Source organism: Bradyrhizobium sp. AZCC 2176, from assembly GCF_036924645.1.
Taxonomy (GTDB): Bacteria; Pseudomonadota; Alphaproteobacteria; order Rhizobiales; family Xanthobacteraceae; genus Bradyrhizobium.
Map to the genome: position 1 here is coordinate 2,669,751 of NZ_JAZHRX010000001.1, position 17,509 is coordinate 2,687,259.

General features: G+C 63.1%; 15 protein-coding genes. 5 read left to right on the forward strand and 10 right to left on the reverse strand.

The window, feature by feature from the left end; genetic code table 11:
* Position 1 precedes the first annotated feature (1 nt).
* Entirely contained in the window at positions 2–529 is a 528-nt protein-coding gene (locus V1288_RS12360; protein ID WP_334357299.1) for an SH3 domain-containing protein, read from the forward strand.
* A gap of 158 nt (positions 530–687) precedes the next feature.
* On the opposite strand, the gene irrA is transcribed toward V1288_RS12360, so the two are convergent.
* Positions 688–1,179 (reverse strand): iron response transcriptional regulator IrrA, encoded by a 492-nt coding sequence (irrA, locus tag V1288_RS12365; protein WP_057844747.1) that lies wholly within the window; start codon positions 1,177–1,179, stop codon positions 688–690.
* Between the two features lie 345 nt (positions 1,180–1,524).
* On the opposite strand from irrA, the gene fabA reads away from it, so the two are divergent.
* The 3 genes from fabA (at position 1,525) to fabV (ending at position 4,587) form a co-directional block, all read left to right on the forward strand.
* A complete protein-coding gene (fabA, locus tag V1288_RS12370; RefSeq protein WP_334357300.1) occupies positions 1,525–2,046 on the forward strand; it encodes a bifunctional 3-hydroxydecanoyl-ACP dehydratase/trans-2-decenoyl-ACP isomerase in 522 nt (173 codons plus the stop codon).
* Between the two features lie 63 nt (positions 2,047–2,109).
* Positions 2,110–3,333, forward strand: coding sequence for a beta-ketoacyl-ACP synthase I (gene fabB / locus V1288_RS12375; RefSeq protein WP_334357301.1), 1,224 nt, complete (start codon positions 2,110–2,112; stop codon positions 3,331–3,333).
* Between the two features lie 84 nt (positions 3,334–3,417).
* Positions 3,418–4,587: an enoyl-ACP reductase FabV gene (gene fabV, locus V1288_RS12380; protein ID WP_334357302.1), complete on the forward strand. Its 1,170-nt coding sequence runs from the start codon at positions 3,418–3,420 to the stop codon at positions 4,585–4,587.
* Between the two features lie 155 nt (positions 4,588–4,742).
* Here fabV and V1288_RS12385 read toward each other — a convergent pair whose 3' ends face one another.
* Positions 4,743–5,195: a GNAT family N-acetyltransferase gene (locus V1288_RS12385; protein WP_334357303.1), complete on the reverse strand. Its 453-nt coding sequence runs from the start codon at positions 5,193–5,195 to the stop codon at positions 4,743–4,745.
* A 28-nt stretch (positions 5,196–5,223) separates the two neighbouring features.
* Positions 5,224–6,159, reverse strand: coding sequence for a LysR substrate-binding domain-containing protein (locus V1288_RS12390; RefSeq protein ID WP_334357304.1), 936 nt, complete (start codon positions 6,157–6,159; stop codon positions 5,224–5,226).
* 102 nt (positions 6,160–6,261) lie between these two features.
* Between V1288_RS12390 and katG the strand changes: the two genes are divergently transcribed.
* The gene (katG, locus tag V1288_RS12395) at positions 6,262–8,412 is read left to right on the forward strand and encodes a catalase/peroxidase HPI (protein WP_334357305.1); all 2,151 of its coding nucleotides are present in this window, start codon (positions 6,262–6,264) and stop codon (positions 8,410–8,412) included.
* 73 nt (positions 8,413–8,485) lie between these two features.
* On the opposite strand, the gene V1288_RS12400 is transcribed toward katG, so the two are convergent.
* The 7 genes from V1288_RS12400 to V1288_RS12430 form a co-directional block, all read right to left on the reverse strand.
* Positions 8,486–9,235, reverse strand: coding sequence for a superoxide dismutase (locus V1288_RS12400; protein ID WP_334357306.1), 750 nt, complete (start codon positions 9,233–9,235; stop codon positions 8,486–8,488).
* Positions 9,236–9,556: 321 nt separating this feature from the next.
* The gene (gene pnp / locus V1288_RS12405) at positions 9,557–11,710 is read right to left on the reverse strand and encodes a polyribonucleotide nucleotidyltransferase (RefSeq protein ID WP_334357307.1); all 2,154 of its coding nucleotides are present in this window, start codon (positions 11,708–11,710) and stop codon (positions 9,557–9,559) included.
* Positions 11,711–12,029: 319 nt separating this feature from the next.
* A complete protein-coding gene (gene rpsO, locus V1288_RS12410) occupies positions 12,030–12,299 on the reverse strand; it encodes a 30S ribosomal protein S15 (RefSeq protein WP_079540211.1) in 270 nt (89 codons plus the stop codon).
* Between the two features lie 2 nt (positions 12,300–12,301).
* Positions 12,302–13,471, reverse strand: a complete 1,170-nt coding sequence (gene truB, locus V1288_RS12415) for a tRNA pseudouridine(55) synthase TruB (RefSeq protein ID WP_334357308.1) — start codon at positions 13,469–13,471, stop codon at positions 12,302–12,304.
* Positions 13,471–13,884, reverse strand: coding sequence for a 30S ribosome-binding factor RbfA (rbfA, locus tag V1288_RS12420; protein ID WP_334357309.1), 414 nt, complete (start codon positions 13,882–13,884; stop codon positions 13,471–13,473). The genes truB and rbfA overlap by 1 nt, the downstream gene beginning before the upstream one ends.
* A 168-nt stretch (positions 13,885–14,052) precedes the next feature.
* A complete protein-coding gene (infB, locus tag V1288_RS12425; RefSeq protein ID WP_334357310.1) occupies positions 14,053–16,716 on the reverse strand; it encodes a translation initiation factor IF-2 in 2,664 nt (887 codons plus the stop codon).
* A gap of 77 nt (positions 16,717–16,793) precedes the next feature.
* On the reverse strand, positions 16,794–17,474 hold the full coding sequence (locus tag V1288_RS12430; protein ID WP_334357311.1) for an RNA-binding protein: 681 nt from the start codon (positions 17,472–17,474) through the stop codon (positions 16,794–16,796).
* Between the last annotated feature and the right edge of the window lie 35 nt (positions 17,475–17,509).

The following is a 17,509-nucleotide window of genomic DNA, read 5'->3' on the forward strand; positions in this document are numbered from 1 at the left end:
GATGGCGTTGGGGCGTTTCTGTTCGGTGGCGGTGCTGGCGGGATGCTGGCTTTTGGCATCGGTCAGCACAGGATTCTCGGCCAAGGATTCGGCCATCACCACGAGCGGCCTGCCGGTGCCGCGATATGTCAGCCTCAAATCCGACCATGTGAATGTCCGGGCCGGTCCGACCAAGGATAACGACGTCGCCTGGGTCTATACTCGTTCGGGCCTGCCGGTCGAAATCACCGCCGAGTTCGAGAACTGGCGCCGCGTGCGCGATTCCGAAGGCTCGGAGGGCTGGGTCTATCATTCGCTACTGTCCGGTCGCCGCACTGCGGTCGTCACCATGAAGACCAAGGACGGGCTGGCCCCGCTCTATGACCGTCCGGATCCCGCCAGCGCGATTGCGGCCCGCCTGCAGGTCGGGGTCGTCGCCCAGGTCAAGAAATGCGCCAATGGCTGGTGCCGCGTGATTGGCAACGGCTTTGACGGCTGGATCGAGCAGCAAAGGCTGTGGGGCGTCTACGCCGACGAGAAGGTGGAGTGAGCTAAGCTCGCCTGTTTACCCGCGCGACCTGGTGATTCTTCGTCATGGCCGGGCTTGTCCTGGCCATCCACGTCTTTCTTGCTGATTTGAAACAAAGACGTGGATGCCCGGGACAAGCCCGGGCATGACGACTGAATAGGAATGGCAGTGATTGAGGATCAGCGCTTCTTGCGCAGCCGCACGACCATGTCGACGCGGGCGATTTCATAGCCTTCCGGCACGTCGGGCATCTTCGACAGCACCAGATGCGGATCGGGAATGTCCACCAGCTCGTGGTTGTTCTCGAGATAGAAGTGGTGGTGCGCGGTGACGTTGGTGTCGAAATAGGTCTTGGTGCCGTCGACCGAAACCTGGCGCAACAGACCCGCATCGGTAAGCTGATTGAGCGTGTTGTAAACGGTCGCCAGCGACACCGGCACCTTGGCCAGCGTTGCTTCCTCGTACAGCATTTCCGCCGTCAGATGGCGGGCGCCCTTGCCGAACAGGAGCCAGCCCAACGCCATGCGCTGGCGAGTCGGCCGGAGACCGGCGGCCTGCAGCATTTCGTTGACGTCGTGCCAGGGACAGCCGGTCAACGCCGGCTGATGTCCGGCAGCACGGGCGGCCGGATCGATACCGTCGTCGTTCAGGGGCGAGGCTTGGTCGTTCATGTCCACTTCGGGCACCACACGCGCTAACTTGGGCAATATTCTTGCCCAATATAAAAGGAAATCAGGTAGATGCAAGTTTTTCGCAACTAGAACCAGCCCAAGGTTAAGGAGGAACCAGCGCGCATACGCGGCGTTTTAGCCCGTTCCAGTGCTTTGCCGGGCCCTGATGCCTATGTTACAGAGCGCGCGGACCACATATGCGATTTCGGCAGAGGCAAATGCCGATAGCACCCCAAGTAGCGCCAATTTGCGGGAAACAAACGTTCTCCCGTAGGGAAACGGGTCCGGTTCGCTCAAAAGCGCTCTATCGGGACATCTTAAGAGAGTTGAGAGAGGCTGGACACCATGCTGGAACGGCGCAGCGGTTACGAATACGAGGATTTGCTGGCCTGTGGCCGCGGCGAGATGTTCGGTCCCGGCAATGCGCAGCTGCCGTTGCCGCCGATGCTGATGTTCGACCGCATCACCGAAATTACCGAAAAAGGTGGCGAGTTCGGCAAGGGCCTGATCCGGGCCGAACTCGATGTGAAGTCGGACCTGTGGTTTTTCGGCTGCCATTTCAAAAACGATCCAGTCATGCCCGGCTGTCTCGGCCTCGATGCGATGTGGCAGATGGTCGGTTTCTATCTGGGCTGGATCGGCGGCGAGGGACGCGGCCGGGCGCTGGGGCTGGGCGAATTGAAGTTCTCCGGCCAGGTGCTGCCGAACGTCCGCAAGGTTGTGTACAACGTCGACATGAAACGCGTGATGCGTGCAAAGCTGGTGCTTGGCGTTGCCGACGGCTGGCTTTCCATGGATGGCGAGATTATCTATCGCGCCAAGGATCTGAAGGTCGGGCTGTTCAAGCAGGGCACCGCGCCTGCCTGAGCAGCGCGATCACGCAACCAAAATATCTTCACGGACAAACGGAAACGGCAGGACGAGGCGATCATGAGGCGGGTTGTCATCACGGGGATGGGGATTGTCTCGTCCATCGGAAACAACACCCAGGAAGTGCTTGCGAGCCTTCACGAGGCGAAATCCGGGATCAAGCGCGCGGACAAATACGCCGAGTTGGGCTTCCGTTCGCAGGTGCAGGGCGCCCCGACGCTCAATCCGGCCGACGTGGTCGACCGCCGCGCGATGCGCTTCCTCGGCGAGGGCGCGGCGTGGAATCACATCGCGATGGAGCAGGCGATCCAGGACTCCGGGCTTTCGCCGGAGGAAGTCTCCGACGTCCGCACCGGCATCATCATGGGATCGGGCGGACCGTCCGCCCGCACCATCGTCGAAGCCGCCGACATCACGCGAAGCAAGGGGCCGAAGCGGGTTGGACCATTTGCTGTGCCGAAGGCAATGTCGTCGACGGCGTCGGCCACGCTCGCGACCTGGTTCAAGATCAAGGGCGTGAATTATTCGATCTCGTCGGCCTGCGCGACGTCGAATCATTGCATCGGCAACGCGTATGAGACGATCCAGATCGGCAAGCAGGATGTGATCTTCGCCGGCGGCTGCGAGGAGCTCGACTGGTCGCTGTCGGTGCTGTTCGACGCCATGGGCGCGATGTCCTCGAAATACAACGATACACCCGCCACCGCCTCGCGCCCCTACGACATCAGCCGCGACGGTTTTGTCATTGCCGGCGGCGCCGGCGTGGTGGTGTTGGAAGAGCTCGAACACGCCAAGGCGCGCGGCGCGCGCATCTACGCCGAAGTGGTCGGCTATGGCGCGACGTCAGACGGTTACGACATGGTCGCGCCGTCGGGCGAGGGCGCCGAGCGCTGCATGCGCATGGCGATGTCGACCGTGAAGACCCCGATCGACTACATCAACCCGCATGCGACCTCGACGCCCGCCGGCGATCCCCCGGAAATCGAAGCGATCCGAAGGGTGTTCGGCACCGGCGACAAGTGTCCGCCGATTTCGGCGACCAAGGCGCTGACCGGGCACTCGCTCGGCGCCACCGGCGTGCAGGAAGCGATCTATTCGCTTTTGATGATGAACAACGGCTTCGTCTGCGAGAGCGCCAACATCACCGAGCTCGATCCTGTGTTTGCCGACATGCCGATCGTGCGCAAGCGCATCGACAACGCCAAGCTCGGCACTGTGCTGTCGAACTCCTTCGGCTTCGGCGGCACCAACGCCACGCTGGTGTTCAAGCGGATGGATGCGTGATTTCGTTCTTGCCTCCTCTCGCTTGCGGTGAGAGACCGGCAGGCCGCGGATGGTGACTTTGCAACGATCCAAAACGGGGTAGGCATGATTATCGAACCGCGCGTGCGAGGCTTCATCTGCACGACGGCACATCCTGTCGGCTGCGCCAGAAACGTCCGCGATCAAATCGCTTATGTTCTCCGTCAGGGGGGCATTCCAGAGTGCCCCAAGCGCGTCGCTGTGCTGGGCTGTTCAACGGGGTATGGCCTCGCGAGCCGCATTGTTGCGACCTTCGCCGGAGGGGCAGACACCATCGGCGTGTCACTGGAGCGCGAGCCCTCAGCAAGCAGAACAGGTAGCGCCGGCTGGTACAACAACCGCGCATTTGAAATCGAGGCCCGGAAGATCGGACGATCTCCCCTCACGCTGGAGGGCGACGCCTTCTCCGACGAGTTGAAGAAAACCTTCATCGACCGTGTGCGCGAAAAGTTCGGACAGCTCGACTTGCTGGTCTACAGCATGGCTGCTCCGGTGCGGACCGATCCGGACACGGGCCAGACGTATCGCTCGGCGATCAAGCCGCTCGGCGCCCCCGTCGACATCAAGACCCTGAACACTGAAACCGGCGAGGTCTTCGAGACGACCATTACGCCGGCGAGCGAGGATGAAGCGACCGCCACGGTGGCGGTGATGGGCGGCGATGACTGGAAGCGCTGGATCGACCAGCTCGCGGACGCCGGCGTCCTGGCGCCAGGCTTCCGGACGCTCAACTACACGTATATCGGCAGCGAACTGACTTGGCCTATCTACTGGCAAGGTACTTTGGGGCGCGCCAAGGTCGATCTCGACCGCAAGGCGGAAGCGATCCGGAACCGGCTCGGCCAGGACGCGGCGCGTGTGGTGGCGCTGAAGGCCGTGGTCACCCAGGCGAGTTCGGCCATTCCGGTGGTGCCGCTCTATGGCACGGTGCTGTTCAGGGTCATGAAGCAGCTCGGGCTCCACGAAGGATGCATCGAACAGATCGACCGCCTGTTCCGGACGCGCCTTGGCCCGAGTGTCGAAGTTGACGAGGCCCAGCGCGTCAGACTCGACGACTGGGAGCTTTCGCCCGAAGTTCAGACGGAGGTGTCGCGACGATGGCCCCTCCTCTCCACAGAAACGCTCGGCGAATTGGCAGACCTTCCTGAATACAGGAGCCAATTCCTTCGCCTGTTCGGATTTGGCATCGACGGCGTCGATTACTCACAGGACGTGGACCCTTGCGTCGTCGCGTGATCGGGAAACCGCTCTTTCAGTTACGCGTTCCATCCGGGCCGCTTGAGTTCGCCTCACCCCGCCGCGATCTTCTCCGCGCGCTGGAACGCCGGGCACGCCCTCAAGCATCCAGATCGCGGAGATCGGGCGCGAGCGCGGCGACCAGTAGAGTCGCATCATGGGGCGGCTCCTTCTTTCTTCCACCGGTAGTATTTCATCACAAAGCCCGTCATCGGCTCGACCTGCTCCCTCTCGAACGCAAAGCCTTCGCGCTCGTACCAGCGCCAGGCCTTTTCGTTCTCGCGCACGCAGCGCAGCCAGATTTCATCCGGCAATTGTTGTCGCGTGAAGGCAAGCAAGCGCCGCCCGAGACCATCACTTTGATATTGCGGCGCGACGAACAACTGGTCGAGACGCAGGTTGGACAGATGCAAGGCCAGCACGCCATTGCCGTCGGCGACGTAAAGGCTCCAGCCCTTTTCCACTTCCATCGGGACACGCGCGCGTAATTTTTCCAGCAGCGTATCGCTGGCGCCTTCCAGCCCGGTCGAGACCCAGCTGTTCATCCAGACGCGGGCGATCTCGTCATATTCGTCTGATCGGGCTGGTCGGATGCTGATTTGTGACACGGCTTGTATCCCCGAGACGGTTGGCTCGTCAGGCTCGCGATTTCCGCGATGGTGATTTCGCCGTGCGCGCTTCGCGCAACGCGTCGGCGGCGAGGCATACCACTTCGGAGATCTGCTGGAGTTGTGCGGCGAGCGGGCTTGTCTTGCGCCAGACCATGCCGATGGTTCGCGACGGTTGCGGATTCCTGAAGCGGGCGACGGAGACCGACGCCGAGCGTGTTTCCACCGCCACCGCCATTTCCGGGATCAGGGTAACGCCGATGCCGGCGCCGACCATTTGAACGAGCGTCGACAGCGAGCTTGCGTCCAGCACCTCCCGCGGCGGTGATTGCATGTTGCAGAACGACAGCGCCTGGTCGCGAAAACAGTGCCCCTCTTCGAGCAGCAAGAGCCGCATTTCGCGTAGCGTCTCATGGCTCGGCACCGGCGTTCCCTCATCCTCGCCCGGGCGCACCAGCAGGAAATTTTCCGAAAAACACGCGACCTCGGTCAGCGAGGGTTCCGATACCGGCAGCGCCACGATCGCCGTATCCAGCCGGCCTTCGGCGACTTCCTTGATCAGCTTCGGCGTCAGCGTCTCGCGAACGTGAATGTCGAGTTCCGGATGCATGCGCGCGAGGTTCTCGATCACCTTGGGCAGCAGATAGGGCGCAATCGTCGGGATCATCCCGATGCGCAGGCGGCCCGCGAGCCGGTCCCGCGACGCGCGTGCAAAATCGCCGAGTTCATCGACCGATCGCAGGATCTCGCGGACGCGCTGGACGATCTCTTCGCCGAATTTCGTCAGCGTCACTTGCCGTGCGCTTCGCTCCAGCAGCACGCCGCCGAGGGTTTCCTCCATTTCCTTGATTTGCATCGACAGCGCCGGCTGCGAGATGGAACACGCCTCTGCGGCACGTCCGAAATGGCCGTGACGTGCCAGCGCATCGAAGTAGCGAAGCTGTCTGAGCGTCATCTGGATCATCAGGTGATCTTATCGGTTCGATCATTAAAATCAACTTTACCTGATGACATGCCGTGCTTAGATTGCCGCCAATCTGAACAGGGACCACCCCAGGAGACGATCATGGATGACAAAACCAAATGCCCGTTCACGGGCGCGCGCGGACCCAAGAACCGCGACTGGTGGCCGGACGCTCTGGATGTTTCGATTCTCCACCGCAATTCCACTCTGTCCGATCCGATGGGCGAAGCGTTCGATTACGCCAAGGAATTCAAGACCCTCGACCTCAATGCCGTGGTCAAGGACCTGCATGCGTTGATGACGGAATCGCAGGAGTGGTGGCCGGCCGACTTCGGTCACTATGGCGGCCTGATGATCCGCATGGCGTGGCACAGTGCGGGCACCTACCGCATCACGGACGGCCGCGGCGGCGCCGGCGCGGGTCAACAGCGCTTCGCGCCGCTGAATAGCTGGCCTGACAACGCCAACCTCGACAAGGCGCGCCGGCTGCTGTGGCCGATCAAGCAGAAATACGGCCGGAAGATCTCATGGGCCGACCTGATGATTCTCGCCGGCAACGTTGCGCTGGAATCCATGGGCTTCAAGACCTTCGGCTTCGCCGGCGGTCGCGCCGACGTCTGGGAGCCCGAAGAGCTGTTCTGGGGTCCGGAAGGCACCTGGCTTGGCGACGAACGCTACAGCGGCGAACGCCAGCTCGCCGAACCCTTAGGCGCCGTGCAGATGGGCCTCATCTACGTCAATCCGGAAGGGCCGAACGGCAATCCGGACCCGATCGCGGCGGCCAAGGACATCCGCGAAACCTTCTTCCGCATGGCGATGAACGACGAAGAGACTGTCGCGCTGATTGCCGGCGGCCATTCCTTCGGCAAGACCCACGGCGCCGGCGATCCGTCGCTGGTGGGACCGGACCCGGAAAGCGGTGCGCTTGAGGATCAGGGCCTCGGCTGGAAGAGCAAGCACGGCACCGGCGTCGGACGAGACGCCATCACCGGCGGCCCGGAAGTCACCTGGGTGCAGACGCCGACGAAGTGGAGCAATCTGTTCTTCGAGAACCTGTTCGAAAACGAATGGGAGCTGACCCAGAGCCCGGCGGGTGCGAAGCAGTGGAAGGCGAAAGGCGCGGAAGCCTCGATCCCGGACGCCTACGACAAGTCGAAGAAGCATGTGCCGACCATGCTGACCACCGACCTGTCGCTGCGCTTCGACCCGGCCTATGAGAAAATCTCGCGGCGCTTCTACGAGCATCCGGACCAGTTCGCCGACGCCTTCGCGCGGGCCTGGTTCAAGCTCACGCACCGCGACATGGGCCCGATCGCGCGCTACCTCGGACCGCTGGTGCCGAAGGAAACGCTGATCTGGCAGGACCCGATCCCGGCGGTGGATCATCCGCTGATCGGCGAGGCTGATATCGCCGCGCTGAAGGCGAAGATTCTTGGCTCCGGGCTGTCGGTGTCGCAGCTTGTCACGACCGCATGGGCGTCGGCATCGACGTTCCGCGGCTCCGACAAGCGCGGTGGCGCGAATGGCGCACGCATTCGTCTCAGCCCGCAGAAGGACTGGGAGGTCAACCAGCCGGCCGAGCTCAAGACGGTGCTGCAGAAGCTCGAAGCGATCCAGAAGGAGTCCGGCAAGATGGTTTCGCTGGCCGACCTGATCGTTCTCGGCGGCTGCGCGGCGGTCGAAAAAGCCGCCAAGGACGCCGGGCTCGATGTGAAGGTGCCGTTCACGCCGGGCCGCATGGATGCGTCGCAGGACCAGACCGACGTCGAGTCCTTTGCCCCGCTCGAGCCGCGCGCCGACGGCTTCCGCAACTACGTCAGCGCCAAGAAGCTTCAATTCATGAAGCCCGAGGAGGCGCTGGTGGACCGGGCGCAGTTGCTGCGGCTCACGGGACCCGAGATGACGGCGCTCGTCGGCGGCCTGCGCGTCCTCGGCGCGAATTTCGGCGGCTCCAAGCATGGCGTGTTCACCAACAAGCCCGGCACGCTGACGAACGACTTCTTCGTCAACCTGCTCGATATGGGCACGCAATGGCAGCCCGCCGGCTCCGACGGCGTGTATGAGGGCCGCGACCGCAAGACCAATGCGGTCAAGTGGACCGGCACCCGCGTCGACCTGATCTTCGGTTCGCACTCGCAGCTCCGCGCCTTTGCGGAAGTCTATGCCTGCACGGACTCGAAGGAGAAGTTTGCCAAGGATTTCGTCGCGGCTTGGAACAAGGTGATGAACCTCGATCGGTTCGAGGTCGCCTGAGGCTTAGCGGAAACGCAATGACAAAACAAAGGGCGGCCGAAAGGCCGCCCTTTTTCGTGCCGCTGAATCCAGATTACGCGCCGAGCGTACCGGCCTTCGCGGCGGCATAACGTTCCGCGATCTTGGCCCAGTTCACCGTATTCCACCACGCCTTCAGATAATCGGCGCGACGGTTCTGGTAGTTCAGGTAATAGGCGTGCTCCCAGACGTCATTGCCCATCAAGGCGCGCTTGCCGTCCATCATCGGGTTGTCCTGGTTCGGCCGGGTCTCGATCGCAAGCTTGCCGTCCTTGCTGACGGTCACGAACACCCAGCCGGAGCCGAACTGGCGACCGCCCGCGGCGTTGAAGTCGTTCTGGAATTTTTCCATGCCGCCGAGATCGCGGTCGATCGCAGCCAGCACCTCGCCCTCGGGCTTGCCGCCGTTCGGGCCCATGATTTCCCAGAACATGGTGTGGTTGGCGTGGCCGCCGAGATTGTTGCGGACGGTGAACTTGATGCTGTCGTCCAGCGCATTCAGATTGCCGAGCACGTCCTCTATCTTCGCCGTTCCCAACTGGGCATTGGTTTTGGCGACATTGTTGAGGTTGTCGACATAGGCGCCGTGGTGCTTGTCGTGATGGATTTCCATCGTCTTGGCGTCGATATGGGGTTCGAACGCATTGGTCGGATAGGTCAGCGGCGGCAGCGTGAACGGGCCGGCTGCGGCGGCGGGCGCCGGGGCTGGCGCCGCGGCCTGCGCGAAGACGACGCGCGGGGTCGCGGCCATGGCAGCGACACCGGTTGCGGCAAACATCAGTTGACGCCGGGACATGAATGACATCGGTTTCTCCTTACCTGTGGGCAATTGGTGTGGGTACCTGTGAACGGGACGCCGTACGCCGCTGCGCGCGGCAAGCTACTGGTGACTATCGGAATCGGGTTTCGTTTTCTGTCTTCGCGCCCTGCGGCGGAACCGCACAGGTGCCTCAATACTCCCAATGTAACGCCGGCGGATAACAAAAAAGGGCGGCCTTTCGGCCGCCCTTTGTTCACATTTTAGAGCGTTTTCAAGCGAAGTGGTTACCGGTTCGCGTGAAGAAAACGCGTCAAGGAAAGACTGGAGCCCGGTTCTGATCCATCAGAACCGGGCTCCGACGATGCCTTATTCGCCGGCGGCTTCGCGCTGCGGCGCTTCCGCCTTCTGCTTGGCCTCGAGGTCCTCGCCGGTTGTCTGATCGACCACCTTCATCGACAGCCGCGTCTTGCCGCGGTCGTCGAAGCCGAGCAGCTTGACCTTGACCTTGTCGCCTTCCTTGACGACGTCGGAGGTCTTCTGCACGCGCGCCGAAGCGAGCTGGCTGATGTGGACGAGGCCGTCCTTGGCGCCGAAGAAGTTCACGAACGCGCCGAACTCCATCACCTTGACCACGGTGCCTTCGTAGATCTGGCCGATTTCCGGATCAGAGGCGATCGACTTGATCCACTTGATCGCAGCCTTCATCGCCTCGCCGTCGTTGGAGGCGACCTTGACGGTGCCGTCGTCCTCGATGTTGACCTTGGCGCCGGTCTTCTCGACGATCTCGCGGATCACCTTGCCGCCGGTGCCGATCACTTCCCGGATCTTGTCGGTCGCGATCTTGAAGGTCTCGATGCGCGGCGCATACTCGCCGAGCTCGGCGCGGGCGTTGGTGAGTGCCTTGGCCATTTCGCCGAGGATGTGGATACGCCCGTCCTTGGCCTGGCCGAGCGCGACCTTCATGATCTCCTCGGTGATGCCCTCGATCTTGATGTCCATCTGCAGCGAGGTGATGCCCTGGTCGGTGCCGGCCACCTTGAAGTCCATGTCGCCGAGATGATCCTCGTCACCGAGGATGTCGGACAGAACCGCAAAGCGCGAACCTTCCAGAATCAGGCCCATCGCGATACCCGCGGTCGGCCGCTTCAGGGGAACGCCCGCATCCATCAGCGCCAGCGAGGCGCCGCACACCGAAGCCATCGACGAGGAGCCATTGGATTCGGTGATCTCGGAGACAACGCGCACCGTGTAGGGGAATTCATGGTGCGGCGGCAGGACCGGATGGATCGCGCGCCAGGCCAGCTTGCCGTGGCCGATTTCGCGGCGCTTGGTGCCGCCGAGGCGTCCGGTTTCACCGACCGAGTAGGGAGGGAAGTTGTAGTGCAGCAGGAACGTCTCTTTATACGTTCCCGACAGCGCGTCGATATACTGCTCGTCCTCGCCGGTGCCGAGCGTGGTCACGACCATCGCCTGGGTTTCACCGCGGGTGAACAGCGCCGAGCCGTGGGCGCGCGGCAGCACGCCGACTTCGGCGATGATGTTGCGCACGGTCTTGGAATCGCGGCCGTCGATGCGCTTGCCGGTGTCGAGGATGTTCCAGCGAACGATCTTGGCTTCGAGCTCCTTGAACACGCCGGCGATGCGCAGCTTGTCGTATTTCGGCTCCTGCCCTTCCGGGAAGTAGTGCGCCATCACCTTTTCCTTGGCCTTGCCGACCGCGGCGTAGCGGTCCTGCTTGACCGGGATGGCGTAGGCGGAGCGCAGCTCCTGCTCGATCAGGCCGAGCATTTCCTTCTCGATCTCGCTGTTGTCGATGATGGTGACCTCGCGCGGATCCTTCGCGGCCTTCTCGGCCAGTTCGATGATCGCCTTGATCACCGGCTGAAAGTGGCGATGACCGAACATCACAGCGCCGAGCATGATCTCTTCCGAGAGCTCCTTGGCTTCGGACTCGACCATCAGCACCGCGTCCGACGTGCCGGCGACGACCAGTTCGAGCTGCGTGTCGGCCATTTCATCGAGCGTCGGATTGAGGATGTATTCGTCGTTGCTGAAGGCAACGCGCGCGGCGCCGATCGGTCCCTTGAACGGCACGCCCGACAGCGTCAGCGCCGCGGAGGCGGCGACCATCGCCACTACGTCGGGATCGTTCTCCATGTCGTGCGAGAGCACGGTGACGATTACTTGGGTCTCGTTGCGCCAGCCATCGGCGAACAAGGGCCGGATCGGGCGGTCGATCAGGCGGGAGACCAGCGTCTCCTTTTCGGTCGGGCGTCCTTCGCGCTTGAAATAGCCGCCGGGAATGCGGCCCGCGGCGTAGGTCTTTTCCTGGTAGTCGACGGTCAGCGGCAGGAAGTCGACGCCCTCGCGCGGCGCTTTCGCGGCGACGACGGTGGCGAGCACGACGGTTTCGCCATACGTGGCGAGCACGGCGCCGTCGGCCTGACGGGCGATCTTGCCGGTTTCCAGCTTGAGGGGACGTCCACCCCAGTCGATTTCGACGGAATGCTTATTGAACATAGTGGTTTCTTTCATGGGTTCACGAGAGAGCGGAGCCCAGAAACACAAAGACCATGCGCAAGATTGCGGGACGCTGGTCGCAATGCGCGATCAGCATCCGGCGATCCTGCCATGGTCTTCATCTTTCGGATGGCGTCCATCCTCTCGGCAGTCACGGGCACCTTGCCCTGTCCAGCGGCCGGATTGCTGCTGGACGTTTGTCGAGCACGATCCTTCTCGGATGATGCTCCTTGCGCATGATCGTCTCCCAAAACGGGAGTCCGTTTTCTTCGGAAGATCAGGCGAAAACGCGCGCAAGCTGCGCGCGCGTACTCTCAAATCAACGACGAATGTTATGCTTTTCGAGCAACGCCTTGTAACGCGCCTCGTCCTTCTTCTTGATGTAGTCGAGAAGCGAACGGCGCGTCGACACGAGCTTCAGAAGGCCGCGGCGTGAATGATTGTCCTTCACGTGGGTCTTGAAATGGCCCGTGAGATTGTTGATGCGTTCCGACAGGATCGCAACCTGGACCTCGGGCGAGCCGGTGTCGCCGGCCTTGTTGGCATTCGTCTTGATGACTTCCGCTTTGCGTTCGGCGGTAATCGACATCGTCAAACTCTCTCATTGCTGCGACCGGGACTGGCAGTCAGCCCGGTCAGGTTGAACACGCGCTTGGGGATGAGTTCGCCATTGCCAATTTCAGCAAGCGCCAAAAGACGGCCTGCCACCGTGACATAGACTGTGCCGCTACTATTGGGCGCATCCCGTCCGCGCAACAAAACGGCCTGGCCCCTGTGGAGCCTTGCCGCATCAGCCCGTGTGACGGCCAGTGCCGGGATGTCGTCCAGCGCGGTCTCAACGGGCAAAAGCGCGTCGGCGAGGCTTCCCTCGCCAGACGCGGCTCTATTGCATAAAGCCTCCAACTCTTCCAGCGGAATCATGTCCGTCTCGCGGAATGGGCCGACCAAAGTCCGCCGCAACGCGCAGATATGGCCGAAACAGCCCAGAATCCGGCCGATATCGCGGGCCAAGGCCCGGACATAGGTCCCCTTGCCGCACTCGGCCTCGAACACGGACTGGCCGTTATCTCTATGTTCTACAAGGGTTAATTCGTGAATCTCGACCGGCCGGGACTTCAGTTCGACGGTTTCGCCGTCCCGCGCCAGGTCGTAGGCGCGCTCGCCTTGGACCTTGATGGCGGAATATTGCGGCGGGATCTGTTCGATCAGGCCGGTGAACTGCGGCAGCAGGGCCCGGATCGCGTCGGCTGACGGCTTGAGCTCGCTGGTCTTGACCACCCGACCCTCGGTATCGTCGGTGTCGCGCTCCTCGCCCCAGGCGACCGTGAAGCGGTAGCGCTTGCGGCCGTCCATCACGAACGGAACCGTCTTGGTGGCCTCGCCGAGCGCGATCGGCAGACCGCCGGACGCCAGCGGATCGAGCGTGCCGGCATGGCCCGCCCGCTTGGCCTGGAACAGGCGCTTGAGCACGGCCACCGCATGCGTCGAGGTCATGCCGATCGGCTTGTCGAGAATCACCCAGCCATGGACGTCGCGCTTGTCGCGACGCGGCTGGTTGTTCTGGCGCGGCTGCTTGGTGTGGCGCGGATCGTTGTTGCTGCGGCGCTGGCCTTCATCGACGCGGCGCTCATCGTTGCGACGTTCGTCGCCGGCGCGACGTTCGTCGTCGCCGTCCGACTCTCCCGAAAAAATATTTTTATCAGCGTCGTGCGAATCGGCAGTTTGCTGCGCGATCACGCCGTTGGCGGTGGGCATCATCATCACTTGTCGTCCGAATCGGGTGCGAGATCTCTTTGCACCGCAGGTGTTCTCAGTAATTTCTCGATCCGTTCCGCTTCGTCGAATCGCTCGTCGGTGCGGAAGCGGAGGTCAGGGGCAAATTTCAGGTTAACGCGGTGAGCGATCTCGCCGCGCAGGAACTTCTTGTTGCGCTCGAGCGCAGCGATCACGATGTCGGTGTCGCGGCCGCCGAGCGGCATCACGTAGATCGTCGCAAGTTTCAGGTCAGGCGACATCCTCACCTCGGGGACGGTGATGATGTGGCCTTCGAGATCCGGATCGTGAACGCTACCCTGCGACAGAATATCGGCGACGGCATGGCGCACGGTCTCGCCAACGCGCAATTGCCGTTGCGAGCCGCCGGGGGCGGAACCCTTGGTGTGATGGCGGGGCATTTGTCGAAATCCCAATTGTCCTCATCACCCGCGAAAGCGAGTGACCCAGTATTCCGTGCTCAACGTTAATTGCGGTGACTACTGGATGCCCCGCCCCAGTGCACAATTGCGCACAAGGCGGGGCATGACGGTTAGTTCAAAATTCCAGACTCGTCGCAAGATTTGGACTTACAAAGAGCGCTGGATGGTCTCTACGCGGTAACACTCGATCACGTCGCCGACACGCATGTCGCTGTAATTCTCGAACGCCATGCCGCATTCCTGGCCGGATTGCACTTCCTTCACTTCGTCCTTGAAGCGCTTCAGCGTCGAGAGCTTGCCTTCATGCACCACGACGTTGTCGCGGATCAGGCGAACATTGGCGCCGCGCTCCACGGTGCCGTCGGTGACGCGGCAGCCGGCGACCTTGCCGACCTTGGAAATGTTGAACACTTCCAGGATCTGGGCGTTGCCGAGCATGGTTTCGCGCAGCGTCGGCGCGAGCAGGCCGGACATCGCCTTTTTGATGTCGTCGACGAGATCGTAGATGATGTTGTAATAGCGGATCTCGATGCCGTTGCGCTTGGCAGCTGCTGCGGCCTCCTTGTTGGCGCGCACCGAGAAGCCGATGATCGCAGCGTTGAAACCTTCCGCCAGCGTGACGTCGGATTCCGAGATGCCGCCGACGCCTGCATGCAGGATGCGGGCTGCAACTTCGTCGGTGCCGAGCTTTTCCAGCGAACCCAAAATGGCTTCGAGCGAGCCCTGCACGTCGGCCTTCACGATCAGCGGGAATTCCTTGCGGCCCGCGGTCTTGAGCTGCGACATCATCTGTTCGAGCGAGCCGCGCATGCCGGAGATCGATGCGGCGGCGTTCTCGCGCTTCTGGTGGGCGCGATAGCTCGTGACCTGGCGGGCGCGGGCTTCGTTCTCGACGACGGCAAGGCGGTCGCCGGCCTCCGGCGGGCCATTGAAGCCGAGCACCTCGACCGGCACCGAAGGTCCGGCCTCGTCGATGTTCTCGCCCTGGTCGGAGATCAGCGCGCGGACGCGGCCCATTTCGGCGCCGGCCACGATGATGTCGCCGACCTTGAGCGTGCCGCGCTGAACCAGCACGGTGGCGACCGGACCGCGGCCGCGATCGAGCTTGGCTTCGATCACGGTGCCTTCCGCCGGACGCTCCGAGTTGGTCTTGAGATCGAGCAGTTCGGCCTGCAGCGCGATCATCTCGAGCAGCTTGTCGAGATTGGTCTTGTTCTTGGCGGACACCTCGACGTCGACGACTTCGCCGCCGAACGACTCGACCTGGACCTCGTGCTGCAGCAGTTCGGTGCGCACGCGCTCCGCCCTGGCGTCGGGCTTGTCGATCTTGTTGATCGCCACGATCATCGGAACCTTCGCGGCCTTGGCGTGGTTGATCGCTTCCACTGTCTGCGGCATGACGCCGTCATCGGCCGCCACCACCAGGATCACGATATCGGTGACCTTGGCGCCGCGCGCGCGCATCGCGGTGAACGCGGCGTGGCCGGGCGTATCGATGAAGGTGATCTTCTTGCCGCTTTCCGGCGAGCTCACCTGATAGGCGCCGATATGCTGGGTAATGCCGCCGGCTTCGCCCGACACCACGTTGGCGTGGCGGAGCGCGTCGAGCAGCGAGGTCTTGCCGTGGTCGACATGGCCCATCACGGTGACGACCGGCGAGCGCGGCTCGGTATCGGTGGAGTCATCGACGACGTCGAACAGGCCCTCTTCGACGTCGGACGCCGCGACGCGCTTGACGGAGTGGCCCAATTCCTCGGCGATCAACTGCGCGGTGTCGGCATCGATCACGTCGGTGATCTTGTGCATCGCGCCCTGCTTCATCAGCAGGCGGATGACGTCGACCGCGCGCTCCGACATGCGGTTGGCGAGTTCCTGGATGGTGATGGCTTCCGGAATCGTGACCTCGCGGACCAGCTTTTCCTTCGGCTCGTTCGAGGCGTGTCCCTTCAGGCGCTGGGTACGGCGGCGGAACGACGCGATCGACCGTTCGCGCACGTCGTCGGCGTTGAGCGCGGTGACCAGCGTCAGGCGGCCGCGTTCCTTTTGTGGGCCCGGCTTGTGGGTGGTCTTGGGGGGCACTGCGGGGCGCATGGCGCCGCCGGGGCCGCGGCGAATCTGGCGCGGACCTTCATCCTCGTCGGAACCGTCGGCGGCAACGCCGGGGGCGCGTGCGGGCGGCGCTGCTGCTGCAGTCGGACGGGCGCCAGCCGGGCGGGCTGCGGCCGGTCGGGCCGCAGCGGGTGCCGGCGTCGCCGCGGGCTTGGCCTCGGCCTCGCCAAATCGCTTCTTGGCCTCGACTTCGGCCTTGCGCTTGGCTTCCTCTTCCTGCCGGTGCCGCTCTTCCTCGGCCTTGCGGCGGGCTTCGGCGGCCTCGCGTTCGGCCTGTTCGATGCCTTCACGGCTGGCGCGGCGCTTGGCTTCTTCCTCGGCTAGCCGCCGTTCCTCGACTTCGCGCACCTTGGCGTCGGCCAGCGCGCTGGCGCGGGCGGAACGCTCGTCTTCCGTCAGCGTCCGCAGCACCACGCCCGAACCGCTGCGCGGCGCGGCCGATGGCGTTGCCGCGGGGCGGGAGAGGGGAGCCTTTGCAGCGGGGGCGGCTGCCTTGGCGGCGGCCGGCTCGGGCGCATGCGTTTCGGTTGCGGGCGTATCGCCGCCGAGGCGGCGCTTGCCACGCTTTTCGACCACGACCTGCTTGGTCCGGCCATGGCTGAAGCTCTGGCGCACGGTGCCCGTCTCGACCCGCGGCTTCAGCGTCAAGGTCTTGGTCGGAACACTCAGAGTCTTGTCGCCAGGCGTTTTGGTATCAACCATTCAGCAGTCCTAATCTCGTTACGTTGTGCGCATTCGCACAGTCATTGATGCAAAGCTTCGGAAGCAGTCGTCGTCCGTCAGAATTTCTGGCCGCCATCCCCGGTCTTGTCGTCATCGGCCATCCGGTATCGAACCAGGATCTGGCAGCGCGACAGGAACGTCTTGCTCGCCGGGCCCGCGAGCAGCGCAGCATGTATCACATTTGCCCGGCCCAGTGCCAAATCCAATTGTGCCGAGGTTAAAGCGGTAACGATCGGTAAACCCCGCGATTCACCAATATTTCCGCTCCTTTGCCCGGCGATAGCGTCCAATTTGCGGATTCCGTCGGCCGCGCCGTCGGAAGCGTGAATCAGGGCTCCGGCCCTGCCCTGTTCGAGCAGGCCCTCCACCTTGGCAAAGCCGGAAATGACCTGGCCGGCCTTGGCCGCCATGGCCAGCGCCTCGGTGCAACTCCGTTCCAGCAGGGCCTCGGTATCGGCGGGAAGGGTCGCCGCGACCCGGACGTCGCGCTTGAACCCTCGTCTAAATTGGTGACGCCGCACCGCTTCCGCAACCGTCCGGCGCGAGGCCGAAACCCACAGGCCGCGGCCGGGCAATTTTCGCTTCAAATCGGGGACTACTTCGCCCGACGGGGCGACCACAAAGCGGATCAGTTCGTCGATCGGCCGCACCTCGCGACTGACCGCGCACATCCGCATGGTCGCGGACTTGTCGGTCCGCGGTCCATGGTCGAGATCGGGGTCAGCCAAAGCGAGCATGCCTGTTTAGTGGCTCCGGTCATCTGCGCACGGAC